Source organism: Hanstruepera flava (genome assembly GCF_023634025.1).
Taxonomy (GTDB): Bacteria; Bacteroidota; Bacteroidia; order Flavobacteriales; family Flavobacteriaceae; genus Hanstruepera; species Hanstruepera flava.
On record NZ_JALJCW010000002.1, the window covers coordinates 57,047 to 80,275 of the forward strand.

General features: G+C 31.7%; 20 protein-coding genes. 14 read left to right on the forward strand and 6 right to left on the reverse strand.

Annotation, left to right across the window (positions count from 1 at the left end):
* Positions 1-16 precede the first annotated feature (16 nt).
* From typA to MTX13_RS07790, 8 genes are all read left to right on the forward strand, one after another.
* On the forward strand, positions 17-1,816 hold the full coding sequence (gene typA, locus MTX13_RS07755) for a translational GTPase TypA (RefSeq protein ID WP_250433967.1): 1,800 nt from the start codon (positions 17-19) through the stop codon (positions 1,814-1,816).
* 3 nt (positions 1,817-1,819) lie between these two features.
* Entirely contained in the window at positions 1,820-2,047 is a 228-nt protein-coding gene (locus tag MTX13_RS07760) for a uroporphyrinogen decarboxylase (RefSeq protein WP_250433968.1), read from the forward strand.
* Positions 2,048-2,077: 30 nt separating this feature from the next.
* Positions 2,078-2,284 (forward strand): hypothetical protein, encoded by a 207-nt coding sequence (locus MTX13_RS07765; RefSeq protein WP_250433969.1) that lies wholly within the window; start codon positions 2,078-2,080, stop codon positions 2,282-2,284.
* Positions 2,274-3,653 carry a class I SAM-dependent methyltransferase gene (locus MTX13_RS07770; RefSeq protein WP_250433970.1) on the forward strand — a complete coding sequence of 460 codons (1,380 nt, stop codon included), beginning with the start codon at positions 2,274-2,276 and terminating at the stop codon, positions 3,651-3,653. The genes MTX13_RS07765 and MTX13_RS07770 overlap by 11 nt, the downstream gene beginning before the upstream one ends.
* 335 nt (positions 3,654-3,988) lie before the next feature.
* Positions 3,989-5,149, forward strand: a complete 1,161-nt coding sequence (locus MTX13_RS07775) for a sulfatase-like hydrolase/transferase (protein WP_250434543.1) — start codon at positions 3,989-3,991, stop codon at positions 5,147-5,149.
* 159 nt (positions 5,150-5,308) lie between these two features.
* Positions 5,309-6,181, forward strand: a complete 873-nt coding sequence (locus MTX13_RS07780; RefSeq protein ID WP_250433971.1) for a GNAT family N-acetyltransferase — start codon at positions 5,309-5,311, stop codon at positions 6,179-6,181.
* Positions 6,178-7,278, forward strand: coding sequence for a DegT/DnrJ/EryC1/StrS family aminotransferase (locus MTX13_RS07785; RefSeq protein ID WP_250433972.1), 1,101 nt, complete (start codon positions 6,178-6,180; stop codon positions 7,276-7,278). The genes MTX13_RS07780 and MTX13_RS07785 overlap by 4 nt, the downstream gene beginning before the upstream one ends.
* Positions 7,279-8,604 carry an O-antigen translocase gene (locus MTX13_RS07790; RefSeq protein ID WP_250433974.1) on the forward strand — a complete coding sequence of 442 codons (1,326 nt, stop codon included), beginning with the start codon at positions 7,279-7,281 and terminating at the stop codon, positions 8,602-8,604.
* On the opposite strand, the gene MTX13_RS07795 is transcribed toward MTX13_RS07790, so the two are convergent.
* Positions 8,601-9,746 carry a glycosyltransferase gene (locus tag MTX13_RS07795; protein ID WP_250433975.1) on the reverse strand — a complete coding sequence of 382 codons (1,146 nt, stop codon included), beginning with the start codon at positions 9,744-9,746 and terminating at the stop codon, positions 8,601-8,603. The two genes, MTX13_RS07790 and MTX13_RS07795, sit on opposite strands and share 4 nt — an antisense overlap.
* A gap of 138 nt (positions 9,747-9,884) precedes the next feature.
* On the opposite strand from MTX13_RS07795, the gene MTX13_RS14425 reads away from it, so the two are divergent.
* Together MTX13_RS14425 and MTX13_RS07805 are read left to right on the forward strand one after the other, a co-directional pair.
* Positions 9,885-10,943: a glycosyltransferase gene (locus MTX13_RS14425; RefSeq protein WP_250433976.1), complete on the forward strand. Its 1,059-nt coding sequence runs from the start codon at positions 9,885-9,887 to the stop codon at positions 10,941-10,943.
* Positions 10,940-11,347: a sugar 3,4-ketoisomerase gene (locus MTX13_RS07805; protein ID WP_250433977.1), complete on the forward strand. Its 408-nt coding sequence runs from the start codon at positions 10,940-10,942 to the stop codon at positions 11,345-11,347. The genes MTX13_RS14425 and MTX13_RS07805 overlap by 4 nt, the downstream gene beginning before the upstream one ends.
* Here MTX13_RS07805 and MTX13_RS07810 read toward each other — a convergent pair.
* Together MTX13_RS07810 and MTX13_RS07815 are read right to left on the reverse strand one after the other, a co-directional pair.
* Positions 11,344-12,261 carry a glycosyltransferase family 2 protein gene (locus MTX13_RS07810; protein WP_250433978.1) on the reverse strand — a complete coding sequence of 306 codons (918 nt, stop codon included), beginning with the start codon at positions 12,259-12,261 and terminating at the stop codon, positions 11,344-11,346. The genes MTX13_RS07805 and MTX13_RS07810 overlap by 4 nt on opposite strands.
* Positions 12,258-13,151, reverse strand: a complete 894-nt coding sequence (locus MTX13_RS07815) for a glycosyltransferase family 2 protein (protein ID WP_250433979.1) — start codon at positions 13,149-13,151, stop codon at positions 12,258-12,260. The genes MTX13_RS07810 and MTX13_RS07815 overlap by 4 nt, the downstream gene beginning before the upstream one ends.
* A 109-nt stretch (positions 13,152-13,260) precedes the next feature.
* On the opposite strand from MTX13_RS07815, the gene MTX13_RS07820 reads away from it, so the two are divergent.
* From MTX13_RS07820 to MTX13_RS07830, 3 genes are all read left to right on the forward strand, one after another.
* Positions 13,261-14,856, forward strand: a complete 1,596-nt coding sequence (locus MTX13_RS07820; protein WP_250433980.1) for a right-handed parallel beta-helix repeat-containing protein — start codon at positions 13,261-13,263, stop codon at positions 14,854-14,856.
* A gap of 76 nt (positions 14,857-14,932) precedes the next feature.
* Positions 14,933-16,363: an MBOAT family O-acyltransferase gene (locus tag MTX13_RS07825; RefSeq protein WP_250433981.1), complete on the forward strand. Its 1,431-nt coding sequence runs from the start codon at positions 14,933-14,935 to the stop codon at positions 16,361-16,363.
* Entirely contained in the window at positions 16,363-17,283 is a 921-nt protein-coding gene (locus MTX13_RS07830; protein WP_250433983.1) for a hypothetical protein, read from the forward strand. Before MTX13_RS07825 ends, MTX13_RS07830 begins: the two co-directional genes overlap by 1 nt.
* Here MTX13_RS07830 and MTX13_RS07835 read toward each other — a convergent pair.
* The 3 genes from MTX13_RS07835 to MTX13_RS07845 are packed head-to-tail and all read right to left on the reverse strand — an operon-like array spanning position 17,280 to position 20,015.
* Positions 17,280-17,960: a cell division ATP-binding protein FtsE gene (locus tag MTX13_RS07835; protein ID WP_250433984.1), complete on the reverse strand. Its 681-nt coding sequence runs from the start codon at positions 17,958-17,960 to the stop codon at positions 17,280-17,282. The two genes, MTX13_RS07830 and MTX13_RS07835, sit on opposite strands and share 4 nt — an antisense overlap.
* Positions 17,938-19,302 carry a glycosyltransferase family protein gene (locus tag MTX13_RS07840; RefSeq protein ID WP_250433985.1) on the reverse strand — a complete coding sequence of 455 codons (1,365 nt, stop codon included), beginning with the start codon at positions 19,300-19,302 and terminating at the stop codon, positions 17,938-17,940. Before MTX13_RS07840 ends, MTX13_RS07835 begins: the two co-directional genes overlap by 23 nt.
* Entirely contained in the window at positions 19,299-20,015 is a 717-nt protein-coding gene (locus tag MTX13_RS07845; protein ID WP_250433986.1) for a glycosyltransferase, read from the reverse strand. The genes MTX13_RS07840 and MTX13_RS07845 overlap by 4 nt, the downstream gene beginning before the upstream one ends.
* Positions 20,016-20,191: 176 nt before the next feature.
* On the opposite strand from MTX13_RS07845, the gene MTX13_RS07850 reads away from it, so the two are divergent.
* A complete protein-coding gene (locus MTX13_RS07850) occupies positions 20,192-23,209 on the forward strand; it encodes a tetratricopeptide repeat protein (RefSeq protein ID WP_250433987.1) in 3,018 nt (1,005 codons plus the stop codon).
* Positions 23,210-23,229 lie beyond the last annotated feature (20 nt).

The following is a 23,229-nucleotide window of genomic DNA, read 5'->3' on the forward strand; positions in this document are numbered from 1 at the left end:
AAAATACGGCATCATTATGGCTAAAATTAAAAACATTGCAATTATTGCACACGTTGACCATGGTAAAACCACTTTGGTTGATAAGATTATGTACCATTGTCAGTTGTTTCGTGAGAATGAAAACACAGGCGATTTAATTCTTGATAATAACGATTTAGAACGTGAACGCGGAATAACAATTACCTCAAAAAACGTTTCAGTAATTTATAAAGACACTAAAATTAATATAATTGACACACCTGGTCACGCCGATTTTGGTGGCGAGGTTGAGCGTGTGTTAAACATGGCAGATGGTGTATTGTTATTGGTTGATGCCTTTGAAGGCCCTATGCCGCAAACCCGTTTTGTGTTACAAAAAGCTATTGATTTAGGTTTGAAGCCATGTGTGGTGGTAAATAAAGTTGATAAAGAAAATTGTACGCCAGATGAGGTACATGAAAAAGTTTTTGACCTGATGTTTGAATTGGGAGCAGAGGAGTGGCAATTGGATTTTCCAACGGTTTACGGCTCGGCTAAAAATAACTGGATGAGTGAAGATTGGCAAAAGCCTACCGAGAACATTGAGCCACTTTTAGATATGGTTATCAATCATATTCCAGAGCCTAAAATAGAAGAAGGCACAACCCAAATGTTAATTACATCTTTAGACTTTTCATCATTTACAGGACGAATTGCTATTGGTCGTTTAACACGTGGTGAATTAAAAGCTGGACAAAATATTTCATTAGTAAAACGCGATGGTAGCGTTGTGAAGTCAAAAATTAAGGAATTACACACTTTTGAAGGTTTAGGTCGTAAAAAGGTTGATGAAGTAAAAGCAGGTGATATTTGTGCGATTGTTGGTTTAGAAGGTTTTGAAATTGGTGATACAGTTGCCGATTGGGAAAACCCTGAAGGATTAAAAACCATAGCCATCGATGAGCCAACCATGAGTATGTTGTTTACCATTAACGATTCGCCGTTCTTTGGAAAAGATGGAAAATATGTGACATCGAGACATATTAAAGAGCGTTTGACTAAAGAGCTGGAAAAGAATTTGGCATTACGTGTTGAAGAAACTGATAGTGCTGATAAGTTTATGGTATTTGGTCGTGGTGTTCTTCATTTATCGGTGTTGATTGAAACCATGCGTCGTGAAGGTTATGAATTACAAATTGGTCAGCCACAGGTAATTATTAAGGAAATTGATGGTGTAAAATGTGAGCCTGTAGAAGAAATGACTATTGATTTACCTGAAGAGGTATCTGGTAAAGCCATAGAAATGGTGACTATGCGAAAAGGTGAGATGTTGAGCATGGAAGCCAAAGGCGATCGTATGGTTTGTGAGTTTATTGTGCCTTCAAGAGGTATTATTGGTTTACGTAATCAGTTATTAACTGCTACAGCCGGTGAAGCTATTATGGCACATCGTTTTAAAGAATATCAACCTTTAAAAGGTGGTATTCCTGAACGTCAAAACGGATCATTGGTATCTATGGAAAATGGTCAAGCTATTCCATATTCTATTGATAAATTACAGGAGCGCGGTAAGTTTTTTATCGATCCAGGTGAGGACATTTATGAAGGTCAGGTAATTGGTGAAAACTCTCGTGGTGACGATATGGTAGTTAATGTTACTAAAACCAAAAAATTAAGTAATGTGCGTTCTGCTGGAGCAGATGATAAGGCTAAAATTGTGCCTGCAATTAAATTTTCATTAGAAGAGGCTTTAGAGTACATTCAAAAAGATGAATATGTTGAGGTAACGCCAAAACACTTGCGTTTGCGTAAAATTCTTTTAAAAGAGGTTGATCGTAAGCGTAATAAAAATATATAAGTTATGGAATTGATTACTGTAACAGATTGGGTTGGTTATGCTGCCATGGCTACAGTTTTAATTTCATTTTTAATGAAAAAAGTAAACAACTTACGTTTGGTAAATTCGGTAGGTTGTTTGCTTTTTGTGGTTTATGGCTTTATGCTAAATCCGTTATCTTATCCTATAATAATAACCAATACAGCTATTTTCTTAATAAACTTGTATTATTTAGCGTTAAAGAAAAGGTAGAGTTCATTATATTTACCAAAAGATTAGATTATGCATTTTCTTTATTTCGATCCGGGTTTAGGTGCTATGATTGCTCAAGCTATTGTTGCTGCAGTTGCTGGAGTTGTTTTGTTTTCTAAAGGTTTGATGTTTAAAATCAAATCATTTTTAGGTCTTGTTAAAAATGACGATGACTTGTTTGATGATATTGATGTTAAAGAATCTGATATAGAAAACAAAAATACAGGTGATAAATAATCAAAGGCATCCATCTTCATTTAGAGATCCATCGGGATATGTTATTAACGACCAAGGTATTTTTAAGCGTGTAATTAATCCCATTTATTTCAAACAGTATAGCAGTCTAAAAGATTCTGGTTTTTTTGATAAGCTGTTTAACAATAACTTATTGATTCCACATAGTGAAGAACTATCAACCGAATCTAAAATTATAATTATACCAGAGCAGATTCCATTCATTACTTACCCTTACGAATGGTGTTTTTTACAATATAAAGAAGCTGCATTACTCACATTAAAGATTCAGAAGTATGCTTTGGATCACAATTATTCATTAAAGGATGCTTCGGCTTTTAATGTAACATTTCATAACGGACAAGCTGTTTTTATCGATACCTTGTCATTCGATTTCTATAGAGAAAATGAACCTTGGCGAGCCTACAAACAGTTTATTGCGCACTTTTTAGGACCATTATTACTGGCTTATTACCACGGAGCGCAGTCCCTTAAATTATTGAGTAATTTTATTGATGGTATTCCAATAAAGCAACTAGCATCAATGCTGCCCTATAAAACCAAATTAAATCCGTTTTTGTACTCCAATGTACATTTGTTGGCAAAGTTTGAGGATAAACATAATGATGACTACGAAGGAAAATCAAAAAAAACGACCCTATCTAAAAAAGCGCAGCTCAATATCATTACGACACTTTATGACTATATAAAGAAAATGTCTCTAAAAGAACATTCTGAATGGGGAGATTATTATACTAAAATGAACTATTCAGATGAAGCTTTTAAGTTGAAATCCAAAATTATAAACACTTGGGCGAATACTATTAAGCCAAAAACTGTAATAGATGTAGGAGGAAATGATGGCACTTTTTTACGGCTCCTAAATCAAGATATTGAACAAGCATTAGTTTGTGATGTTGATAATAATGCAGTTGATTTCAACTATAAAAAAGTAAAAACTAATAAGGAAACCTATATGTTGCCTTTTGTTTTAGATGTTTTAAATCCTTCTCCTAGTCTGGGCTTTAATAATAAGGAAAGAACTTCGTTTATTGAACGAATAAAAGTTTATGAACCACAATTAACTTTAGCTTTGGCTGTTATTCACCATATAACGTTAACGGGAAATGTAACGTTCAATATGTCTGCTGAATTTTTTGCAAAATTTTCCAAGTATTTAATAATTGAGTTTCCTAAACCTGGAGATTCTTGGGTAGAGCGTTTGTTGAATACTAAAGGAGAATTTAAAGACCACTTTAACTTTTACAATGTGAAGAATTTTGAAAGTGCCTTTTTACAAAATTTTGATTTGGTAGAGAAAACAGAAATAACAAATACTAAACGTGTGATGTATTTCTTAAAAAGAAAATAGTTATGCAAAGCCTTCGCGAAAAAATTATAGCTTTCATTAAGAGTGATAAAGAAACTCCTGTAATTGCGGCTATTTCCGCAGGGCTATTTCCTTTGTTGTACTATTATTATTCAAATTTCACACTTTTAAATTCGTGGCAACAAGTTGTATTTTTTATTGTTTACTTTTTGTTGATCCCTATTATTCTGTTTAAAGTATCTCATATTTTTGTTAATAGGATATCATTTTTTAAACCGGTTAGATATTTTGTTTTGCCAATTCTTAATTTAGGTTGGTCTGCATATCTACTGGTTATAATTACCAGAGGGTTCAACCTAAAATATATTTTTTTGGCAGTGTTATTAGCTATTTTTGCAGGAGTTTTACTCCGCAATTATTTTAATAAAATAATCGTTTTTCAATTTTTACTAGCCTTTGTAATTACATTTTCGCTTGGGAAGTATGTCTTTTTAGATATTCAATATCCAGAAGAATGGATGGGTCAACCAGATGATATAGAAGGTGTTGTGTTTAAAAAGACTCCTAATATTTATATAATTCAACCCGACGGTTACGCAAATTTCTCTGAAATAAATAAAGGGTACTACCAATACAATAATTCTGAATTTAGAAACTTTTTGTTGGAGAAAGGATTTCAAGTATATGACAATTATCGTAGTAACTATTATTCAACTTTAAGTTCAAATAGTTCAATGTTTTCAATGAAACATCATTACTATAATTTTCCAAGCAGTAAGATTCGAGAGGTTTATAATGCACGTAATGTTATTATTGGCGATAATCCTGTTTTGAGAATTTTAAACAATAACGATTATAAAACGCATTTGCTTTTAGACCGATCGTACATGTTGATTAATCGATCTGAAATGGGTTATGATTATTGTAACATGAGTGCGGATAGCTTATCATATTTTTCTAGAGGGTTCCAGATGTCAAGCGACATTTTTTCAGAATTTAAAACAATTGATATATCTGCTGGTACGCACCCCAATTTTTTCTTTCTTGAAGAATTATCACCAAGTCATGTAACTAATAAAAAATCGCCCGGAGATATCGCAGATGTTGAGCGTAAAAAATATTTGAATAGACTAGAAGATACTAATGATTGGTTAAAGGAGGTTATAAATTATATTGAACAAAAAGACCCTAACGGTTTAATTGTTATAACTGCTGACCATGGTGGGTTTGTGGGTATGAATACAACTCTGGAAGCAAGATCAAAATTGACTGATCGTGATTTAATTTATTCTATTTTCACAGCTCAACTGGCCATAAAGTGGCCAAACAATAAGGTGCCCAATTACGATGGTCAGATAAAAACACCCGTAAATTTGTTTAGAATTTTGTTTTCATATTTGTCTGAAAATGAAAAATATTTAAAAAACTTACAAGAAGATAAAAGCTATATTCAAATTGAATCTGGTGCACCTTTTGGAGTTTATGAATATATAAATGAAAAAGGAGATGTCACTTTTAATCGAGTTTCTAAAAATTGAATTCAACAGAGTGAATTATAATTAGTATTTTTCACTCGAATAAAAAATCAATTAACCATAGGCTATCAGGTAAAACCATATCATTCAAAATTTGATGAACAATGGAATGACTATGTTGCAACATCCAAAAACGCGACATTTTTGTTTAATCGTCATTTTATGGATTATCATAAAGATCGTTTTCAAGATGCATCTGTCATGGTTTTTAAAAATGATAGGGTAGTGGCTTTATTTCCCGCTAACTATGTTAATCAGACTATCTATTCGCATCAAGGGCTAACTTATGGTGGAATTATTTTGAATTCCAAACTAAAGCTTCAAGTAGTTATAGAGATTTTTAAATTGGTTTTAGAGTACTATCAAAACCAAGGATTTACTGATTTGGAGATAAAAATCATGCCGAATATCTATAGTGATTTGCCAAGTGATGAGTTATTGTATCTAGCATTTTTGCTAGATGCCAAATTAATCAAACGAGATACGTTATCGGTAATTAAGTTAGATAATAGATTAAAATATAATAAAGATAGAAGAGATGGCGTTAAACGTGCTGAAAAACATAATCTAATTATAAAGGAAGATGACGAGTTTGATACGTTTTGGAACACTATTTTAATTCCTAATTTACAAGGAAAACACAACGTAAAACCTGTTCATTCTTTAGATGAAATTAAATTGTTAAAACAACGTTTTCCTAGTAATATAAAACAGTATAATGTATATCATAATGATAAACTTGTGGCTGGAACAACTATTTTTATCACTAAAAACGTAGCACATTCACAATACATATCAGCAAATACAGATAAAAATAGTTTAGGGAGTTTAGATTATTTACATGATTACCTATTAAGTAAAGTTTTTAAAGATAAACGTTATTTTGATTTTGGTATTTCAAATGAAAATCAAGGTAGAAAAATCAATTCTGGATTACAATATTGGAAAGAAGGATTTGGAGCTCGCACTATTGTTCAAGATTTTTATGCAATACCTATTGCTAATTTTAAAATGTTAGATAGCGTATTGTTATGATAAAGTTTTTAGATGTTCAAGCCATAAATGCAAGATTTGAAGACCAGCTTACTTTAAAACTTAATAAGGTTTTAAAATCAGGGTATTATATTTTGGGAAATGAGGTAAGGCTCTTTGAAAAGCGTTTTGCTGAATATTGCGGAGTGTCACATAGTGTTGCTACAAGTTCAGGGTTAGATGCTTTACTATTAATTTTTAAAGCATACATAAATTTAGGGAGGCTTAAAAAAGGAGATGAGGTTATAGTGCCAGCCAATACATATATTGCAAGCATTTTATCAGTTATTCATTCGGGTTTAAAACCTGTTTTTGTGGAACCTGATCCTAATACCTATAATATTTCAAGCGATATAATTGAAAAACATATTTCGGACCGTACAAAAGCTATTCTAGCTGTGCATCTTTATGGACAGTTGGCAAATATGAAAGCTATAAATGCCCTAGCCAAAAAGCATAATTTATTGGTTGTAGAAGATGCTGCCCAAGCTCATGGCGCAATTGACGTAAATGGAAAAAAATCGGGTAATTTGGGACATGCAGCTGCTTTTAGTTTTTACCCGAGTAAAAATTTAGGCGCATTAGGAGATGCAGGAGGCGTTACAACAAATGATGAAGTTTTAGCTGAAAAGATTACAGAATTACGTAATTATGGTTCAAAAGAAAAGTATATAAATTTAAGTCTAGGGTTTAATAATCGAATGGATGAAATTCAAGCTGCTTTTTTAAATGTAAAACTATCAACATTAGATGCCGATAATTCCAGAAGGCAAGAGATCGCTCGAAAATTTATTGATGGTATTGCTAATGTAAAGGTTGGATTACCCTATTACGATAATTCAGACAATCATGTGTTTCATGTTTTTGTGGTGAAAGTAGACAATCGTGATAGGTTTATGGGGTATTTAAAGGAAAATGGTATTGAGACATTAATTCACTACCCAATTGCACCACACAAACAAGATGCCTTAATAGAGTACAGCCATTTAAGTTTACCCATAACGGAAAACATACATGATACAATTGTTAGTCTGCCTATAAGTCCTGTTATGACAGATGCTGAAGTAGTTCAAATTATAAATACAATAAATGCCTACTAATTGAAAAAGTTTCTACAGTACATAAATAATAATGTTTTAATAAAAGTAGCTTCTTTAAACTCGGCCTCTGTAGCTACAAAAATTATAGCTGGATTTTTAACCTCAAAGGCCATTGCATTGTTTGTTGGTCCGGCAGGGTTGGCTATAATTGGAAATTTGAGAAACTTTTTGAGTTCAGCACAATCTGTAGCTACTCTGGGTTTTTATAACGGATTAGTAAAATATATAGCTGAATTTAAGAATAATACTGTTGAATTGAGTAAAACAATTTCAACAGTTTTTTATTTAGGTTTTATAGCAACGGTTTTAGTGTCGTTTCTCTGCTATTTTAATGCAGAGTACATAAATGATACGATATTTTCGTATTACAATGACTATGCCTATGTTATAAAAATAGTAGCAATTGCATTACCGTTTTATGCCTTAAACATGTTTACTTTTGGTATATTAAATGGTTTTTCCAAATATAAAATTCTTATTATAATTAATATTATCGGTCAGATTTTAGGCTTGTCTGTAACCATATTATTAATCTATAAAGAGCGTATAGATGGCGCCTTGATTTCGGTAGCCATTTCCGAATCACTAATATTTTTAATCACACTTGTTGGTGTAGCCAACCAACGCAGTTTAATACCTTTATTACAGGTAAAACATATAAGCTTTAATTATCTTAAAAAATTAAGTTCCTTTTCTGTTATGGCTATTTTTTCGGCCATTTTTTTGCCAATTGTCGCTTTAGCCATTAGAAGCTATATTATTGAAAGCAATGATAATGAGGTTATCGGGATGCAGGAGGCCGGTTTTTGGGAAGCTATGAATAGAATATCTAAATACTATTTAATGTTTGTGTCGTCTTTATTAACACTTTATATTCTGCCTAGATTTTCTGAAATAGATAATGTTAAGGAATTTAGAAACGAGGTTTTTAATTTCTATAAAACTATAATTCCAATTTTCGGTGCAGGCTTGTTGGTAATATATCTGTTACGACATTTTATCATTGCCTTGGTGTTTTCAGAAGAATTTAAACCGGTTGAGGAACTGTTTTTATGGCAATTGCTAGGCGATTTTGTAAAGGTGCTTTCAATAGTTATTGCCTATCAGTTTTTAGCAAAAAAAATGTTTTGGCATTATATTATAACCGAAGCTTTCTCCGTTATAATACTATATTTTATGAGTATATATTTTATTGATATTTATGGCGTAAAAGGTGCCAATATAGCGCATTTTGTGACCTATGTCCTGTATTATGGTTTGATACTGTTAATTTTTAGTACATCATTATTTGGAGTAATACCTGAAGAACATGATGTTGAAGATTAATTAGAATGAGCCTCCCATGTTTTTAAATACTGTTTAGCAATTGTTATATAATGGTGCTCTTTCTCAATAAAGGCACGAGCATTTTTAGAGATTTCTAAAATGTTGTTAGGGTTTTCAATTAACCACGACAGTTTCTCTACAATAGCTTTAGTTTCTGGAAGGGCATTGATTGCTACTGTGTTTTCTTCTAAATTATAATAATCTAACCATTCTTGTTCTGCGCCAGTAAAAACCACTTTGCCTTTTGCCATGGCTTCTAATGCATTATAGCCTTGGTCATATGCGTATACTTGATCCAGAATTATGTGGGCTTTATTAAAAGCTTCAATGTACTGCACATAAGGCAAATCTTCAGTGCGTAATACAGTGACTTTTTCAGGGTATTTATTTTGTATTTGTTGTAGTGCTTCATCAAAAAAAACGTTCCCCTTTTTTATATAATTTTTAGAATTTACACCATGAAAAACAACTATTTTATCTGTAATTTCTAATGGCGTGAATTCTAATTTTTCAATGTTTATGGGGTTTGGTATTAAACCTAAATATTTATTGTGGTTTTTTAAGGGGATATGGTAGTCTAAATCTGAAGCGATGACACCTTTTATATTATTGAAAATAAATTCATGAAGATTCTTATAAATTTGAGTTGAATATTTTAAGATATACCAAAAATCTCTTTTCAATAATTTGTTTTCAAAATATGGAGTCAAAATAGAGTATTTGAATTTTTTATTCTGTGCGAATTGAACACTCAAATAATCAGCACCACAAGACAATAGAAAAACATTTCTATTGGTTTTAAAAACATATGTTAACAATTCCTTTTCAACTTTAGGGAGGGCATTAAAAGCGTTTTCATTGATTAATTGAACATAATCATAGTTGGAGATAAGTGATTTTAAGCCAAATACTTGATGTTTGATGGCAATAGATGTTAAATCTATACTAGATATTTTATAAACAGCCTTTTTAAAAAAAAGACCAAGGCCAGTTGTAAAAGGTTGACGAATATTAATATCTACAGGATAATTTTTAAAGGCATCTCCCGATCCAACAATAATAACTTCGTGCCCAAGCCTTTTCAAACCTTCCTTTAGTGAATTATGTAAACGGCTATATTCGCCTATTAATAATATTCTCATTAATATTGTTATCTAGATGAGTATTTTGTGGATAAAAGTAACTTAATTCATTTTAATTTAATAGCATTGCTCGCATTTACTATATTTGAATATTAAATTTTTAATTTGATTAGTATCTCAAAAAAAGTTTGTCTTGTAGTGTCTTCATTAGGAGAAGGAGGAGCGGAAAGGTCTAGTGCGTTATTATCAGAAATTCTTGATGGACTTGGGTATGATGTTTATATAGTTTCTATACAAAACAACATTACCTATAGTTATAAAGGTAAGCTTTTTAATTTAGGAGCTTTGTTCTCTACAAAAAGAGGGTTTTTAAAAAAAATAAAAAAAGGACGATTATTCATATCATATTTAAAAGAACATAATTTTGACTATATTATTGATAACAGATCAAGGAATCTTTGGTTACGTGAGTTTATAATATCAAATTTTATTTATTCTAAATATAAAACTGTCTATGTTGTAAGAAGCTATAATTTAGATTATTCATTTTCTAAAATTAAATTTCTGGCTAAACTAAACTATAAGAGAGCTAGTGCCATTGTAGGAGTTTCAAATGAAATAAAAAGTAAAATAGAAAAAGAATTTGTATTTAAAAATGTTGTGGCAATTCAAAATCCAGTAGAAATCAATGGTGGGATTTTTGAAAAACAGGATAACCTTTTGGAATATATATTGTGCTATGGTCGATTAGAGGAGAAAGTAAAAAATTACTCATTACTATTAAGTGCATTTAAGTTGTCCAGATTACCAAACAGAAATATTAAGCTTGTTATTTTAGGGACAGGACCAGATTTGAGTCTGTTAATGAATAAAGTTGAGGAGTTAAAATTAACCAGAAATGTTATTTTTAAACCATTTACCGAAAATCCATTTGAAATAGTTAAAAATGCCATTTTTGTTTGCTTATCGAGTAGGTTTGAGGGGTTTCCAAGAGTTTTAATAGAATCATTATCCCTTGGGACACCAGTCATTTCAGTTGATTGCAAATCGGGACCAAGCGAAATAATTAAGAATAAAGAGAATGGTTTGTTAGTCGAAAATTTTAATGCCAAAGCTTTAGCCGATGCCATGGATAGTTTTATATTTAATAGTGAGCTATATGATTTTTGTAAAAGTAATGCGGTTAAAAGTGTGAAAAAGTATTCTACAAGTGAGATTGCTAAAAAATGGCAAACTTTGTTAAACTCAATTAAATGACAGGAAACTTAAGCGACATAAAATTAATTGATATCCCTAAAATTCAAGACCCACGTGGTAATTTGGCAATCATTGAAAAAGATGTTATACCATTTGAAATTAAGCGCGTGTATTATTTGTTTGATGTACCTAGTAATGCTTACAGAGGTGGGCATGCACATAAAAACTTAAAACAAGTATTAATTGCTTTAAGTGGGAGTTTTGATGTGATTTTAGATGATGGTAATGAGCGAAAAGTAATTACGCTTAATAAACCAGATAAGGCATTAATTATCCCTACAGGTATTTGGAGAGAATTGGAAAATTTTTCTTCTGGCTCTGTTTGTTTGGTTTTGGCTTCAAATGTTTTTAATGAAAACGATTATGTTAGAGATTACAATGAGTTTTTGAAAATTAAGAATTAATAGTAGTTTTTGCCTTTATTGAGAGTTCTATAAAGACTTACTGCTTTTTTGAAAATAACTGTAGGAAGATTTAGTATTATTCGTTGCTTCATATTTAAAGCTTTCAAATTTATCAAATTTCTTATGTATAGGTAACTTTCTTTGTCATTTAAAAGTTTATATTTTAAAGCTGATGAATACATATTTTTATTCAAAAACTCTTTCATGAAAGGGGTTTTTTCACAGTTCTCTAAATATTTGGAATAATTTAGTGGTTTGTAATAAGTTCTGTTAGATTGAGTTAGTCCATTCTTTGTTATTCTAATTGTTACTAATGGTACATTTAAAAAAACAATTTTGTATTTCGTTCCAATTCTAATCCAATAATCTGTGTCTTCAGTAGTATATAAAGTTTCATCAAATAAGCCTATTGTGTTTACAACATGTTTAGACATTATTAAAGACGAAGGGTGAAGTATGGGGAAACCAAGGCTTGACTTAAAAAAATTTAATGTAGATACTTTGTCTTTTGGTTTTGCATAATATTTTAAAGGCATATTTCTCCTACCGTTAATCATTTTAGCAGCTGAAGAAAAAACGTGGTTTTTTGGATAGTCTATTGTTAGTTGATGCATGCTATCTAAAAAAGTAGCTTCCCAATAATCATCTCCATCTAAAAAAGCAATATAATTTGCCCTAGCTTTAGAAATACCATAATTACGAGCCGCAGATACCCCTTGGTTTTTTGTTGTGTAAATTTGAATTCTATTGTCGTTAATTGAGTTCACAACATCAAGGCTATTATCTGTTGAGCCATCATTAATAATTATAATCTCATAATCAATAAATGTCTGATTTAGAACACTGTTTACAGTATCTGCAATAAAGTTTGATTTATTGTAAAGAGGGATAATTATGGATATTCTTGGTGTCATGTATTAGACTTTATTCTACAAAAATAGCCTAAACGGTACAAATCGAATACGAATAAGTTAGGGCTTTTGCTATTTAACAAATGACTTTCAATGGCTTTTTTTAAAAATCCAATGAGTTTTCCAAATATATTTTGTAATCCAAGAAATTGAAGTTTGTTGTACGCCTTAATCAAACGGATTTCAGAATTGTTAATTTGATTGCTAGTATACAATTGTAAAAGTGTTTGTAAGGCTTTTTTGGTTTTATTTAAATAGTCTACATTGTCATCAATACCTAAATGGTATACTTCATTATCAATATGTAAAAGAGAAACTTGCTGCAACTTGAGCTTTACTCCAAATACATAATCTAAACCGTAGGTGTTTTCCAAGATAGAAGCATTTATTTTTAAAAATTGAGGCTTTTGTATCATAAAATTTGCTGAACATGTCACTCTGTAAGGCTGTGTGTTTCTCTTTTGGGCGTCAACAACCTCGCGGTTAATACCAAAAGTGTACCGCAAAGCATTGTTTTTATTGTAGCTGCTTTTGCTGTAGGCTATGCCACCAAAAATAGCGTTATAAGGTTCGGAAATTAGGCTTATATATTGGGTTAAAAAAGCATCGTTTTTTGGCATAACATCTGCATCTAAAAACAGAAGCCAGTCATACTGCGATTTCTCGGCGAGTTCTTGTCTGGTTTTAGTTCGACCTTTATTGGTTTGGCGTTCAATAAACGTACAGTGAGCTAATGAATTTATATTTTTGTTATACGTGTTTAGTTTGGACTTGGAGCCATCATCAATACAAATAATTTCAAAAATAATATCAGATTTTACAGCTCGATTTACAAGGTTCTCAACCAGTGGATAAACATTATAATTGTATGTAGGTATTAATATTGAAAGCATAAGAAAATTTGCGCCAAGCATTCAAAACTAATCAATAATTAGCAGTTTTGAGAATTCTAGTTAAAACTTTAAAATTAGTATTGGTATAGTAATTGTATTTTAGTGGTTTATGAAACAGTTTTTACTCACTTTTATTTTAGGATTTATATGTTTTTATGGTTTTGCACAAAAATCATATCATGTATTTCCTAAAGAATCCAAATCTAATGTAGGATCGCCTTTAGGAGATGGTTCACTGCAAAATCCATGGGATTTACAAACTGCTTTAAACCAAAAACCTGAAAAAGTTAATGGTGGTGATACTATTTGGTTACATAATGGGATTTATAATGGACGTTTTATTAGTAGATTAAAAAATACTATAGAGGGAAAACGAATAGTTGTGTCGTCGTATAATAATGAATGGGCAGTTTTAAATGGGAATGTTGAATCTAAACAACAGGAAGTTATGGCAGTATATTCTAAAGGCGTAACATTTCAGAATTTTGAAGTTACTTGGCTGGGCGATTTTTCACGAGTTGAAAGCGATGAAGTATTTCAACGTTCTGATGGTATAAACCATTATTCCGGAAGAGATTGCGAGTTCATTAATATAAGAATACATAATAATCCAGGGTCAGGATTTGGTTCATGGAAGCAAACAGGTAATGCGAAAATTGAAAATTGTATTATTTACAAAAACGGATTTTTGACTGAAAGACGGGGTAGAGGTGTGGGTATATATGTTCAGAATGCTTCAAATGATATGCGAATTATTAGAGGAAATATCATTTTTAATAACTATTACAAAGGTGTTGAGATTTGGTCTGCATCTCGAAAGGCAAAAAGCGAGTATGTAAAAAATGTTAGTTTTGAGGATAATATTCTATTTAACAGCGGATTGGTTTCGGGGAAATTTAGAGATAATTTAATTGTAGCAACCGATGATGTTACTCATGTTAATGTTGCCAAAAATATTATTATTAGAAATAACATATTTTATCATAACGTATCCCTGAAAAAAGCCATAGAAAATACTGAAGCGCCATCACTCACTTTAGGTTTTAACCCTAAAGTGCCGATTAAAGACATTATAGTTGAAAACAATGTAATTATTGGAAGAAAAGACGCTATCCGTTTTTTGAGTGTTGAATCCATTGAATTTAATAACAACAGCGTATATAGCGGTTATATAAGGTTTTACAAACAAAACTTGAAACACCTTAATAATAACACTTGGGAATTTGGCAGCAATACATACTATACGCGCAGAGAACAACCTATGCGAATTCAAAGCTACAGAGATTACAGCCTAGGGCAGTGGTATAATACTTATGGTCTTGATCAAAACTCAAAATGGCAATCCTTTAAAACCTTTGAGCCTAAAAAACTAGTTAATATCACAAAAAATAAGCATATTAAAAACACATTCCGTGTTACTTTGTTCAACTTGGATGAAAATGAAGTTGAAGTAGATTTTAATGCTTATAATTTACCTGTCAATGCAAAGTATACCATACGTGATGTTGAAGATTATGACAAGGTATTAGCTTCTGGAATTTTAAGTCAGTCGTTAAAAATTAAAATTCCTATGCAGGTTGAGGGTTACCCTTCTAAAACACTAAACAATTTTGGCGTTTTTATGGTTAGTTTTGAAACCGAAGATAAAGCCGTAGAAAAACATGAAGGTTTTTTTAAACGGATTATAGGTTGGTTAGGTCTTTAGTTGTATGCTCGTTAATCTAAAAAAGGTATATTTACCAAGTTAAGAGATGCCTTTTAAAATGCTCCTAATTTAAATTATGCTTTTTAATACAGTAGATTTTGCCATCTTTCTTCCAGTAGTGTTTTTGCTGTATTGGTTTGTTTTTAAAGCAAATATTAAAATTCAAAACATTTTTTTAATTGTCGTCAGCTATTTTTTTTATGCGTGTTGGGATTGGCGATTTTTAGGTCTTATTGCAGTTAGTTCTTTAGTCGATTTTTTAGTTGGTAAGGAACTAGCCAAAACAAGCTTGGCTAAACAACGTAAACTGTTATTGGGTCTGAGTTTAATTACCAATCTAGGAATATTGGGCTTTTTTAAATATTTTAATTTTTTTATTGAAAACTTTAATCAAGTATTTACTTTGTTTGGTAAATCACTTGAATCATCAACCCTGCAAATTCTACTTCCTGTAGGTATTAGTTTTTACACATTCCAGACCTTAAGTTATACTATTGATATCTATAGAGGAAAGATAAAACCTACCAATAATGTATTGGCGTTTTTTGCTTTTGTTAGTTTCTTTCCGCAACTCGTAGCTGGACCAATTGAGCGTGCTTCAAATTTATTGCCACAATTTCTTAAGGCCAGAATATTTAATTACGATAAGAGTGTTTTAGGATTGAAACTTATAATAACAGGGCTGTTTAAAAAAATGGTTATTGCTGATAATTGTGCACGGGTAGTTGATGAAATATTTAAATATTATCCAGAACAAAGTGGTAGTACACTATTTTTTGGAGCATTTTTCTTTGCTTTTCAAATTTATGGAGACTTTTCAGGGTATTCAGATATTGCTATAGGGTCTGCCAAATTATTTGGTTTCGATTTAATGAAAAATTTCAATATGCCTTATTTATCCCGAAATCTTGGTGAATTTTGGAGGCGTTGGCACATTTCATTGTCTACTTGGTTTCGCGATTACGTTTATATTCCATTAGGCGGAAATTCTGGCTCTAAATTTAAAGTTGTACGTAATATATGTATCGTGTTTTTGGTAAGTGGTTTATGGCATGGCGCTAATTGGACATTTGTAGTTTGGGGCTTCATTCACGCCTTGTGTTTTTTACCACTAATTCTTAATGAACGAAATACAAAATTTAAGGACATTGCAGATGGAGGTAAATTATTTCCTAGCTTAAAAACCATATTGCAAATAGGAACAACTTTTTTAGTAGTTGTTTTATTGTGGGTGTTTTTTAGAGCAGAAACCTTGTATGACGCTTTAAATTATTTAGGCGGAATTTTTGATAAAAGCTTGTTTAGCATACCAAATGTGTCTAGGGGCTTGATTCTGTTTTTGTTTGTGTATTTGATTGTTGAATGGTTACAACGTGATAAAGACCATATATTAGAAATCAGCTTTATAAAATCTAAACCTATTCGTTTAATGGTCTATTATGCGGTGGTTTTTGTTGTCTTTTATTTTGCAGGAGAAACACAGGCGTTTATATATTTTCAATTTTAATGAACAAATTTCTAAAACATATTGGTTTATTAATAATTCCTATTTTTTTGGTTTGGTTAACCGTTGAATTGTTCTACAGAAAAGTACCTAATAATTACACGTTTAAAAACCAGCTTATTAAAAGCAAATCAGAAACGGTTGAGGTTTTAATTTTTGGAGATTCTCATACATTTTATGGTTTAAATCCAGAATATTTTTCCAATTCAACTCTAAATATGGCTAATGTTAGCCAAACAATTTATTTTGATAAGTTATTGTTTGAGAAGCATGTTTCTAAATTAACAAACTTGAAATGTGTAGTTCTTCCAATTGAATATACGACCTTTAGTCAAGCTGACAATATACAAGAAGATTATTGGCGAAAGTATTTTTATGCCTCGCAAATGGGTTTGACAGTGCCTTACATAAAATGGTACGATCCCAAACAGTACAGTTTGGCACTTACTCAAAAATTTGGAAAAACTGGTTCTTATGTTAAAACGTTTTTAAATAATAAAACATTAATTGGTTGTGATAAAAAAGGTTGGGGAAATACCTATGTCTCCACTGTAGACTCACTTGAGTTAGAAAGGCTTTCAAAAATAATTTCAAGAAAGCACGACGATGGTTCAATGGATTTTTCAAAAAATAGAGAGCGAATAGATGTCTTAATTCAAGCATGCAAGGAGTACAATATTCAAGTAGTATTGGTTAATATGCCAGTTAGCCAACCATATTTATCACTTTTAAATCAAGAAGAAGTAACAGCCATATCAAAAATTTCTAAAGTGTTTAGCCAGACTTATGAGCACGTAACGCATGTGAATCTACTTTATGACAAACGCTTTTCTCGTAAAGATTTTCACGATGCAGACCATTTAAATGTTAATGGTGCAAAAAAATGTAGCGCAATAATTAATTCGGTAATTGAAAACCTTTAAGCCTTACGCTGAACTACCTCGTAAACTTGATTGTCATCACATTTAAGGGTTTTACTTGGATATTTTAACAGTAAGGCATAATCATGGGTAGCCATTAAAATGGTGTTGCCATTTTTGTTGATGTCCTGAAGCACTTCCATAACTTCAACGCTGGTTTGTGGGTCTAAATTACCTGTAGGCTCATCGGCTAAAATAAGCTCTGGATTGTTTAGTAGAGCTCGAGCAATGGCAACACGTTGCTGTTCGCCACCAGATAATTCATGAGGGAATTTAAAGCCTTTGGTTTTCATACCTACTTTATCTAATACGGCTTCAATTCGTGTTGACATTTCAGCTTTATCTTTCCAGCCAGTAGCTTTTAATACAAACATCAAATTTTCGTTTACAGTCCTGTCTGTGAGTAATTTAAAGTCTTGAAATACAACACCTAATTTTCTGCGTAAAAAGGGAATATCTTTTTCTTTCAGCGTTCTTAAATCGAAATCTACAATACTACCTTCACCTTTTGTTAGCGGTAAGTCTCCATACAATGTTTTCATAAAACTACTTTTTCCAGTTCCCGTTTTACCAATTAGGTAGACAAAATCACCTTTATTGACTTCTACATTGACATCAGATAATACAAGGCTATCTCCTTGATAGATAGAGGCATCTTTAAGATGAAGGACTGTTTGCATAGTTTGGTTTTAAGATTTTTAAATTGAAAAGATTCGACATGACAAAGTAAACAATTAATGCGAAAAAGGGAAAGCAGAATCGCGAATTTGTTCCATAGGCTACTAATGCTTGGGCCAAAGAGCCAGAAAGTATAATTAAAATTAGAAACAAATCAGAATCCCAAATTTTACATTTAAATTTCATAAACCGTATCATTTTAATTAAGCTAAACAAAAGAAATAAAAAGTTGAATAAAATAAGAACGGGTTTTTGAATATATAACCACAGGCCAACAAGCATGTGTTTAACGGTTTTGTTTTTAAATTCGTCGGCATTCCATAGTAAACTTGAAGCGCCTCCCCAAAAGTCTCGCCAGGAAATAAATACTTGTTTGGCGTATAAATCGGGATGTGCCACAAAAAGATTTTTGGATATTCTACCGAGTTCAGCAGATAATTCAGGCGGACTTAATTGGGTTTCTTCCAGAAGCTCGTCGTAAGCACGCCATACGGTCATAGCATACATGGTTCTTGACAAATTGTTTTCAACATAAGTTCTGTGCTTTACAAAAATATCACGGATTAATCGGTCTTCGTCAGGGGCTTTTTCAAAAAATGAAGTCGCTGTTTGCGCTAAATTTATTCCTAGATAGTATGAACTTGTAAAGTATCCTATGTTATTTTCATTAAGCTTATTCCAACCGTAAAAACAAAAAAACGGTACAGCAATAACGCTTAAGCTTTTAAAGATTATTCCTTTAAAATTACTATTGAAGTTTTTTATTATATAAAAGAGCAAAAATCCAATAGGGAAATAAATAAACATGGGTCTTGTTAAATACAACACACCAAACAATAGCGATAATATAAAAAGGTGCTTAAGTTTTCCTTCTCTATTTAGTAAAGCATGTTTTTCTATATACCAAAAGCTTAAAATGACTAGAGTAAAAGAAAGTGTTTCAGTAAGTATAGCAAACTCGTAGAAAACAACATGAAGGAAAGATGTGACAATGATAGTAATCCAAAATGCGAGACGTTCGTTTTTAGTACGACTACGTGAAAAATCAAAAAGTAAATAGCAATTTAATAACCCTAAAACAGTCTGTATAAAAACCGTAATGTTTAGGTTCTGTCCGCTTATGGCTATGAGTGCCGGAAATCCAGGCGTACGTTGACCAGTATAATTGGTTAAACTAAAATTGCCAAGATATTGGGCTAGATTGGTGTAATCTTCACTATCCGGAAAAATACTTACATGGTTATAAAAACAAAATACCAAAAAACGAAGCAGAAAAGCATATCCTAATAGAATGACTATTGGATATCGATTAATTGCTGCCTTTATGTTTTGAAAAAAAATCACTTATAGTGCCTATAAATTTTTAAAAAGTTGAAAGGAAGGTTTAGGATATCAATAAGTGTAATTTTAGATGCACCTACATCTGTCCAAGTTAACAAAGGAATCTCTAGAATATTTTGTAAACAATATTCTTTCCCATAACGTAATTTAGTACGTAAGATTAATTCAACATCAAACAGCCATTTAGTTTTAAAAGGATTTTTAAAAATGTCTTTTGCTAAACTGTATTCAATAATTTTTGCACCACATTGTGTATCGTAAATACCAAGTTGTAATAAAAAAGTATCTATACAAGTGGCTATTATTCTACCCGAAATATGTCGTTTTAAACGTCTCTTTATTTTGGTGCCCATTAGTTTCACCCGAGAGCCCATTACAATAGATTTCTGTTTTTTAACAGCAATTTTATTTAAACGCTCAATTTCACTTAAAGATGTTGATAAATCAGCATCCAAATACCCAATATAATCATGTTCCTTGCCTAAAGATAAAACACCTTGTCTAATGGCTTCAGCTTTACCCACATTTTTTTTTAAGTGTAGAACTTTTAAATTGTCATTATGTTCAACCAATTCATCTAGTAGTAGTTTGGTATTGTCGTTGCTTCCATCATTAACAAATAGAAAATCTAATGTAGTAGAATAATTTTTGAAGGCTGTACTATCAATCCTATTATATTCATTATAGCAAGGAACAATAATACAGGTCGTAGTCATAAAAGATAAAAAATGTATAGTTGTAAAAATATTATTTTCTATTGTATTTATGAGTAAATGGGAAGCCTTTTTTAAAGTTGGTTCGAAATTTGATAAGCCTGTTTATAATTATAACATATTTCTAACGTTATAAGATTAAGATTAATTTATCTTTGATTTTAATAAAATAAGCATACATGTTAAAGCGAATAACGGTATTTTTTTTACTTATTATAGGGCTTAATTGCACGATAAATGCCCAAGAATCTGAAATATACACGAGTCATTTGGTTGACTATCAAAAAGCACTATCTCTTTACAATAATAATCAATATTTAGCAGCTCAATCCTTGTTTAAAAGTATTAGGAAAACAGCTTCTACAGATGAAATTGTTTCCGATTGCGATTATTACATTGCTAATTGTGCAGTACGTTTAAATCAGCAAAATGCTGATAAGTTAGTCGAGGATTTTGTTGAAAATCATCCTACAAGTACAAAGCGTAATACGGCATTTATTGATGTTGCCGATTATTATTTTACGAATGGAAAGTATGCACATGCCAAAAAGTGGTACGATAAGGTAGATGAAGATGCTTTGGCGCGAAATGAACGTGAAAAATTTAATTTCAATAATGGCTATGTGTCTTTTTCAACAGGCGATTACAAATCGGCAAAAACCTATTTAAGCCGTGTTGAAAATTCAGTTAAATATGGTTCGCAGGCCAAATATTATATTGGTTATATGGCTTATGAAGGCGATGATTATGATGAGGCGAATACATATTTTGATCAGGTTCGTGACCAAGAGAAATACAAAGAGAAACTGTCGTACTATCAAGCCGATTTGAATTTTAAACTAGGAAAGTTTGAAGAGGCCATTAAGTTAGCTAAAGAACGATTGCCAGATAGTGATAGGGAAGAGGTTTCCGAACTTAATAAAATAATTGGTGAAAGCTATTTTAACCTAGAGCAGTATGCAGAAGCCATTCCTTTTCTAAAAGAGTACGAAGGAAAGCGCGGCAAATGGAATAATACCGATTACTATCAATTGGGTTATGCGTATTATAAGCAAAAGCAATATGAAAATGCTATTTCTGAATTTAATAAAATAATTGACGGTAATAATGGAGTTGCTCAAAACGCTTATTATCATTTGGGAGAAAGTTATATCCAACTGGATAAAAAACAAGAGGCTTTAAATGCGTTTAGAAATGCCTCTCAAATGGACTTCGATTTAAAGATTCAGGAAGATGCTTGGTTAAACTATGCTAAAATAAGTTATGATATAGGAAATCCATATCAATCGGTTCCACAGGTGCTAACCGATTATCTAGATAAATATCCAGATACTGCTTATAAAGAAGAAATTGAAATTCTGTTGATCGATTCGTATATCACGTCTAAAAATTATGAAGAAGCCTTAAAGCTGTTAGAAGGTAAACGGAGTTTTGAGTATAAAGTGGCCTTTCAAAAAGTGGCTTTTTACAGAGGTTTGGAGCTATATAACGAATCGAAATATCAAGAAGCATTGGATTTGTTTGAGAAATCACTTAAAGAACCTCGTGATCCTGGCTTTACAGCGCGAGCTACATTTTGGAAAGCCGAGACCAATTACAATTTAACAAACTATGATGAAGCTTTAATTGGCTTTAAACAATTTCAGTCGCAAGCAAATAGTGAGTTGCCTGAATCTCAAAATATCAATTATAATTTAGCTTACACTTATTTTAAGCAGAAAAACTATCCGAATGCCGAAACATATTTTGAGAATTTTATTTCAGACTCCAATGATGATATTCGCTTAAACGATGCTTATCTACGTTTGGGTGATGTAAATTTTGTGGCTAGCGATTATAATGAAGCCATAAGTGCTTATAAGCAAGCCGTTTCAATTAATAAGGTCGATTCAGATTATGCGTATTTCCAAATGTCTTTAAGCGAAGGTTACGCTGGAAAGACTAATAAGAAAATCGATGGCCTTGAACAATTTATAAAGCAATACCCTAAATCAACCTTGCGCGACGATGCTATGTATGAATTGGCTAACACCTATGTTAAGCAGAATGATACCGATAAAGCTATGCGATTATACAATCAGTTGGCTTTAGAATACCGTATGAGTACTTTGGTTCCAAAAGCCCAGTTGCGTCAAGGTCTTGTATACTATAATGCAGGAGATAACAATGAGGCTTTGAGTAAGTTTAAAAGTGTTGCTAACAATTATCCTGGTACACCTGAAGCCACTCAAGCGGTTTCAACTGCACGTCTAATTTATATTGATTTAGGCCGTGTAAATGAGTATGCATCGTGGGTTAAAACACTAGATTATGTTGATGTTACTGATGCTGATTTGGATAAGGCAACATATGAGTCGGCAGAAAAGAAATTCTTGGAAAACAAATCATCAGATGCTATCAAGCAATTTAACGGTTACTTAAATGAATTCCCTAACGGATTGAACACTTTACAGGCTCATTTTTATTTGGCACAATTGTATTTTAAAGACGATTTGCAAGCTAATGCAAAACCGCATTTTAAGTATGTAACTGATGCGCCACAGAGTGAGTTTACTGAAGAGGCTTTATTACGTTTAGCGCAAATTAGTTTAAATGAAAAAGATTGGGTGGGGGCACTACCTATTTTAAAACGCTTGGAAACTGAAGCGAGTTTTCCACAGAATGTTGTTTTTGCACAATCTAATCTTATGAAAGCCAATTATCAATTAAATGCATACGATGAAGCGGTTGCTTATGCAGAAAAAGTATTGAACCAATCTAAAATTGATAATAAAATCACAAGTGACGCTTATGTTATTATAGCTAGATCAGCTATTAAAACTAATAACGAGAGCCGAGCACGTGAAGCCTATGTTGAAGTAGAAAAAACAGCTTCCGGAGAAACGGCTGCAGAGGCGATGTATTACAAGGCTTATTTTTTAAATCAGGATGGAAATTATGAGCAGTCCAATACTGTTGTACAAAAATTAGCCAAAGATTATTCATCTTATAAATATTATAGTGCCAAAGGGCTCATTGTCATGGCTAAAAATTTCTACAATTTGGATGATGCGTTTCAAGCTACCTATATTTTAGAAAGTGTTATTGAAAATTTCTCCGATTTTGACGATGTAACTACTGAAGCACAAAACGAGCTTTCTAAAATAAAAACCGAACAAGCTAAAACCAATTCGTCAATTCAAACTGAAGACAATTAATTAGAATTCATCAAACAAAA

Bases quoted from the DNA above. Each gene is read 5' to 3' on its own strand.
- typA (WP_250433967.1), top strand. From the start codon at position 17: ATGGCTAAAATTAAAAACATTGCAATTATTGCACACGTTGACCATGGT.
- MTX13_RS07760 (WP_250433968.1), top strand. From the start codon at position 1,820: ATGGAATTGATTACTGTAACAGATTGGGTTGGTTATGCTGCCATGGCT.
- MTX13_RS07765 (WP_250433969.1), top strand. From the start codon at position 2,078: ATGCATTTTCTTTATTTCGATCCGGGTTTAGGTGCTATGATTGCTCAA.
- MTX13_RS07780 (WP_250433971.1), top strand. From the start codon at position 5,309: ATGGATTATCATAAAGATCGTTTTCAAGATGCATCTGTCATGGTTTTT.
- MTX13_RS07785 (WP_250433972.1), top strand. From the start codon at position 6,178: ATGATAAAGTTTTTAGATGTTCAAGCCATAAATGCAAGATTTGAAGAC.
- MTX13_RS07795 (WP_250433975.1), bottom strand. From the start codon at position 9,746: ATGAGAATATTATTAATAGGCGAATATAGCCGTTTACATAATTCACTA.
- MTX13_RS07805 (WP_250433977.1), top strand. From the start codon at position 10,940: ATGACAGGAAACTTAAGCGACATAAAATTAATTGATATCCCTAAAATT.
- MTX13_RS07810 (WP_250433978.1), bottom strand. From the start codon at position 12,261: ATGACACCAAGAATATCCATAATTATCCCTCTTTACAATAAATCAAAC.
- MTX13_RS07815 (WP_250433979.1), bottom strand. From the start codon at position 13,151: ATGCTTTCAATATTAATACCTACATACAATTATAATGTTTATCCACTG.
- MTX13_RS07820 (WP_250433980.1), top strand. From the start codon at position 13,261: ATGAAACAGTTTTTACTCACTTTTATTTTAGGATTTATATGTTTTTAT.
- MTX13_RS07825 (WP_250433981.1), top strand. From the start codon at position 14,933: ATGCTTTTTAATACAGTAGATTTTGCCATCTTTCTTCCAGTAGTGTTT.
- MTX13_RS07830 (WP_250433983.1), top strand. From the start codon at position 16,363: ATGAACAAATTTCTAAAACATATTGGTTTATTAATAATTCCTATTTTT.
- MTX13_RS07835 (WP_250433984.1), bottom strand. From the start codon at position 17,960: ATGCAAACAGTCCTTCATCTTAAAGATGCCTCTATCTATCAAGGAGAT.
- MTX13_RS07845 (WP_250433986.1), bottom strand. From the start codon at position 20,015: ATGACTACGACCTGTATTATTGTTCCTTGCTATAATGAATATAATAGG.
- MTX13_RS07850 (WP_250433987.1), top strand. From the start codon at position 20,192: ATGTTAAAGCGAATAACGGTATTTTTTTTACTTATTATAGGGCTTAAT.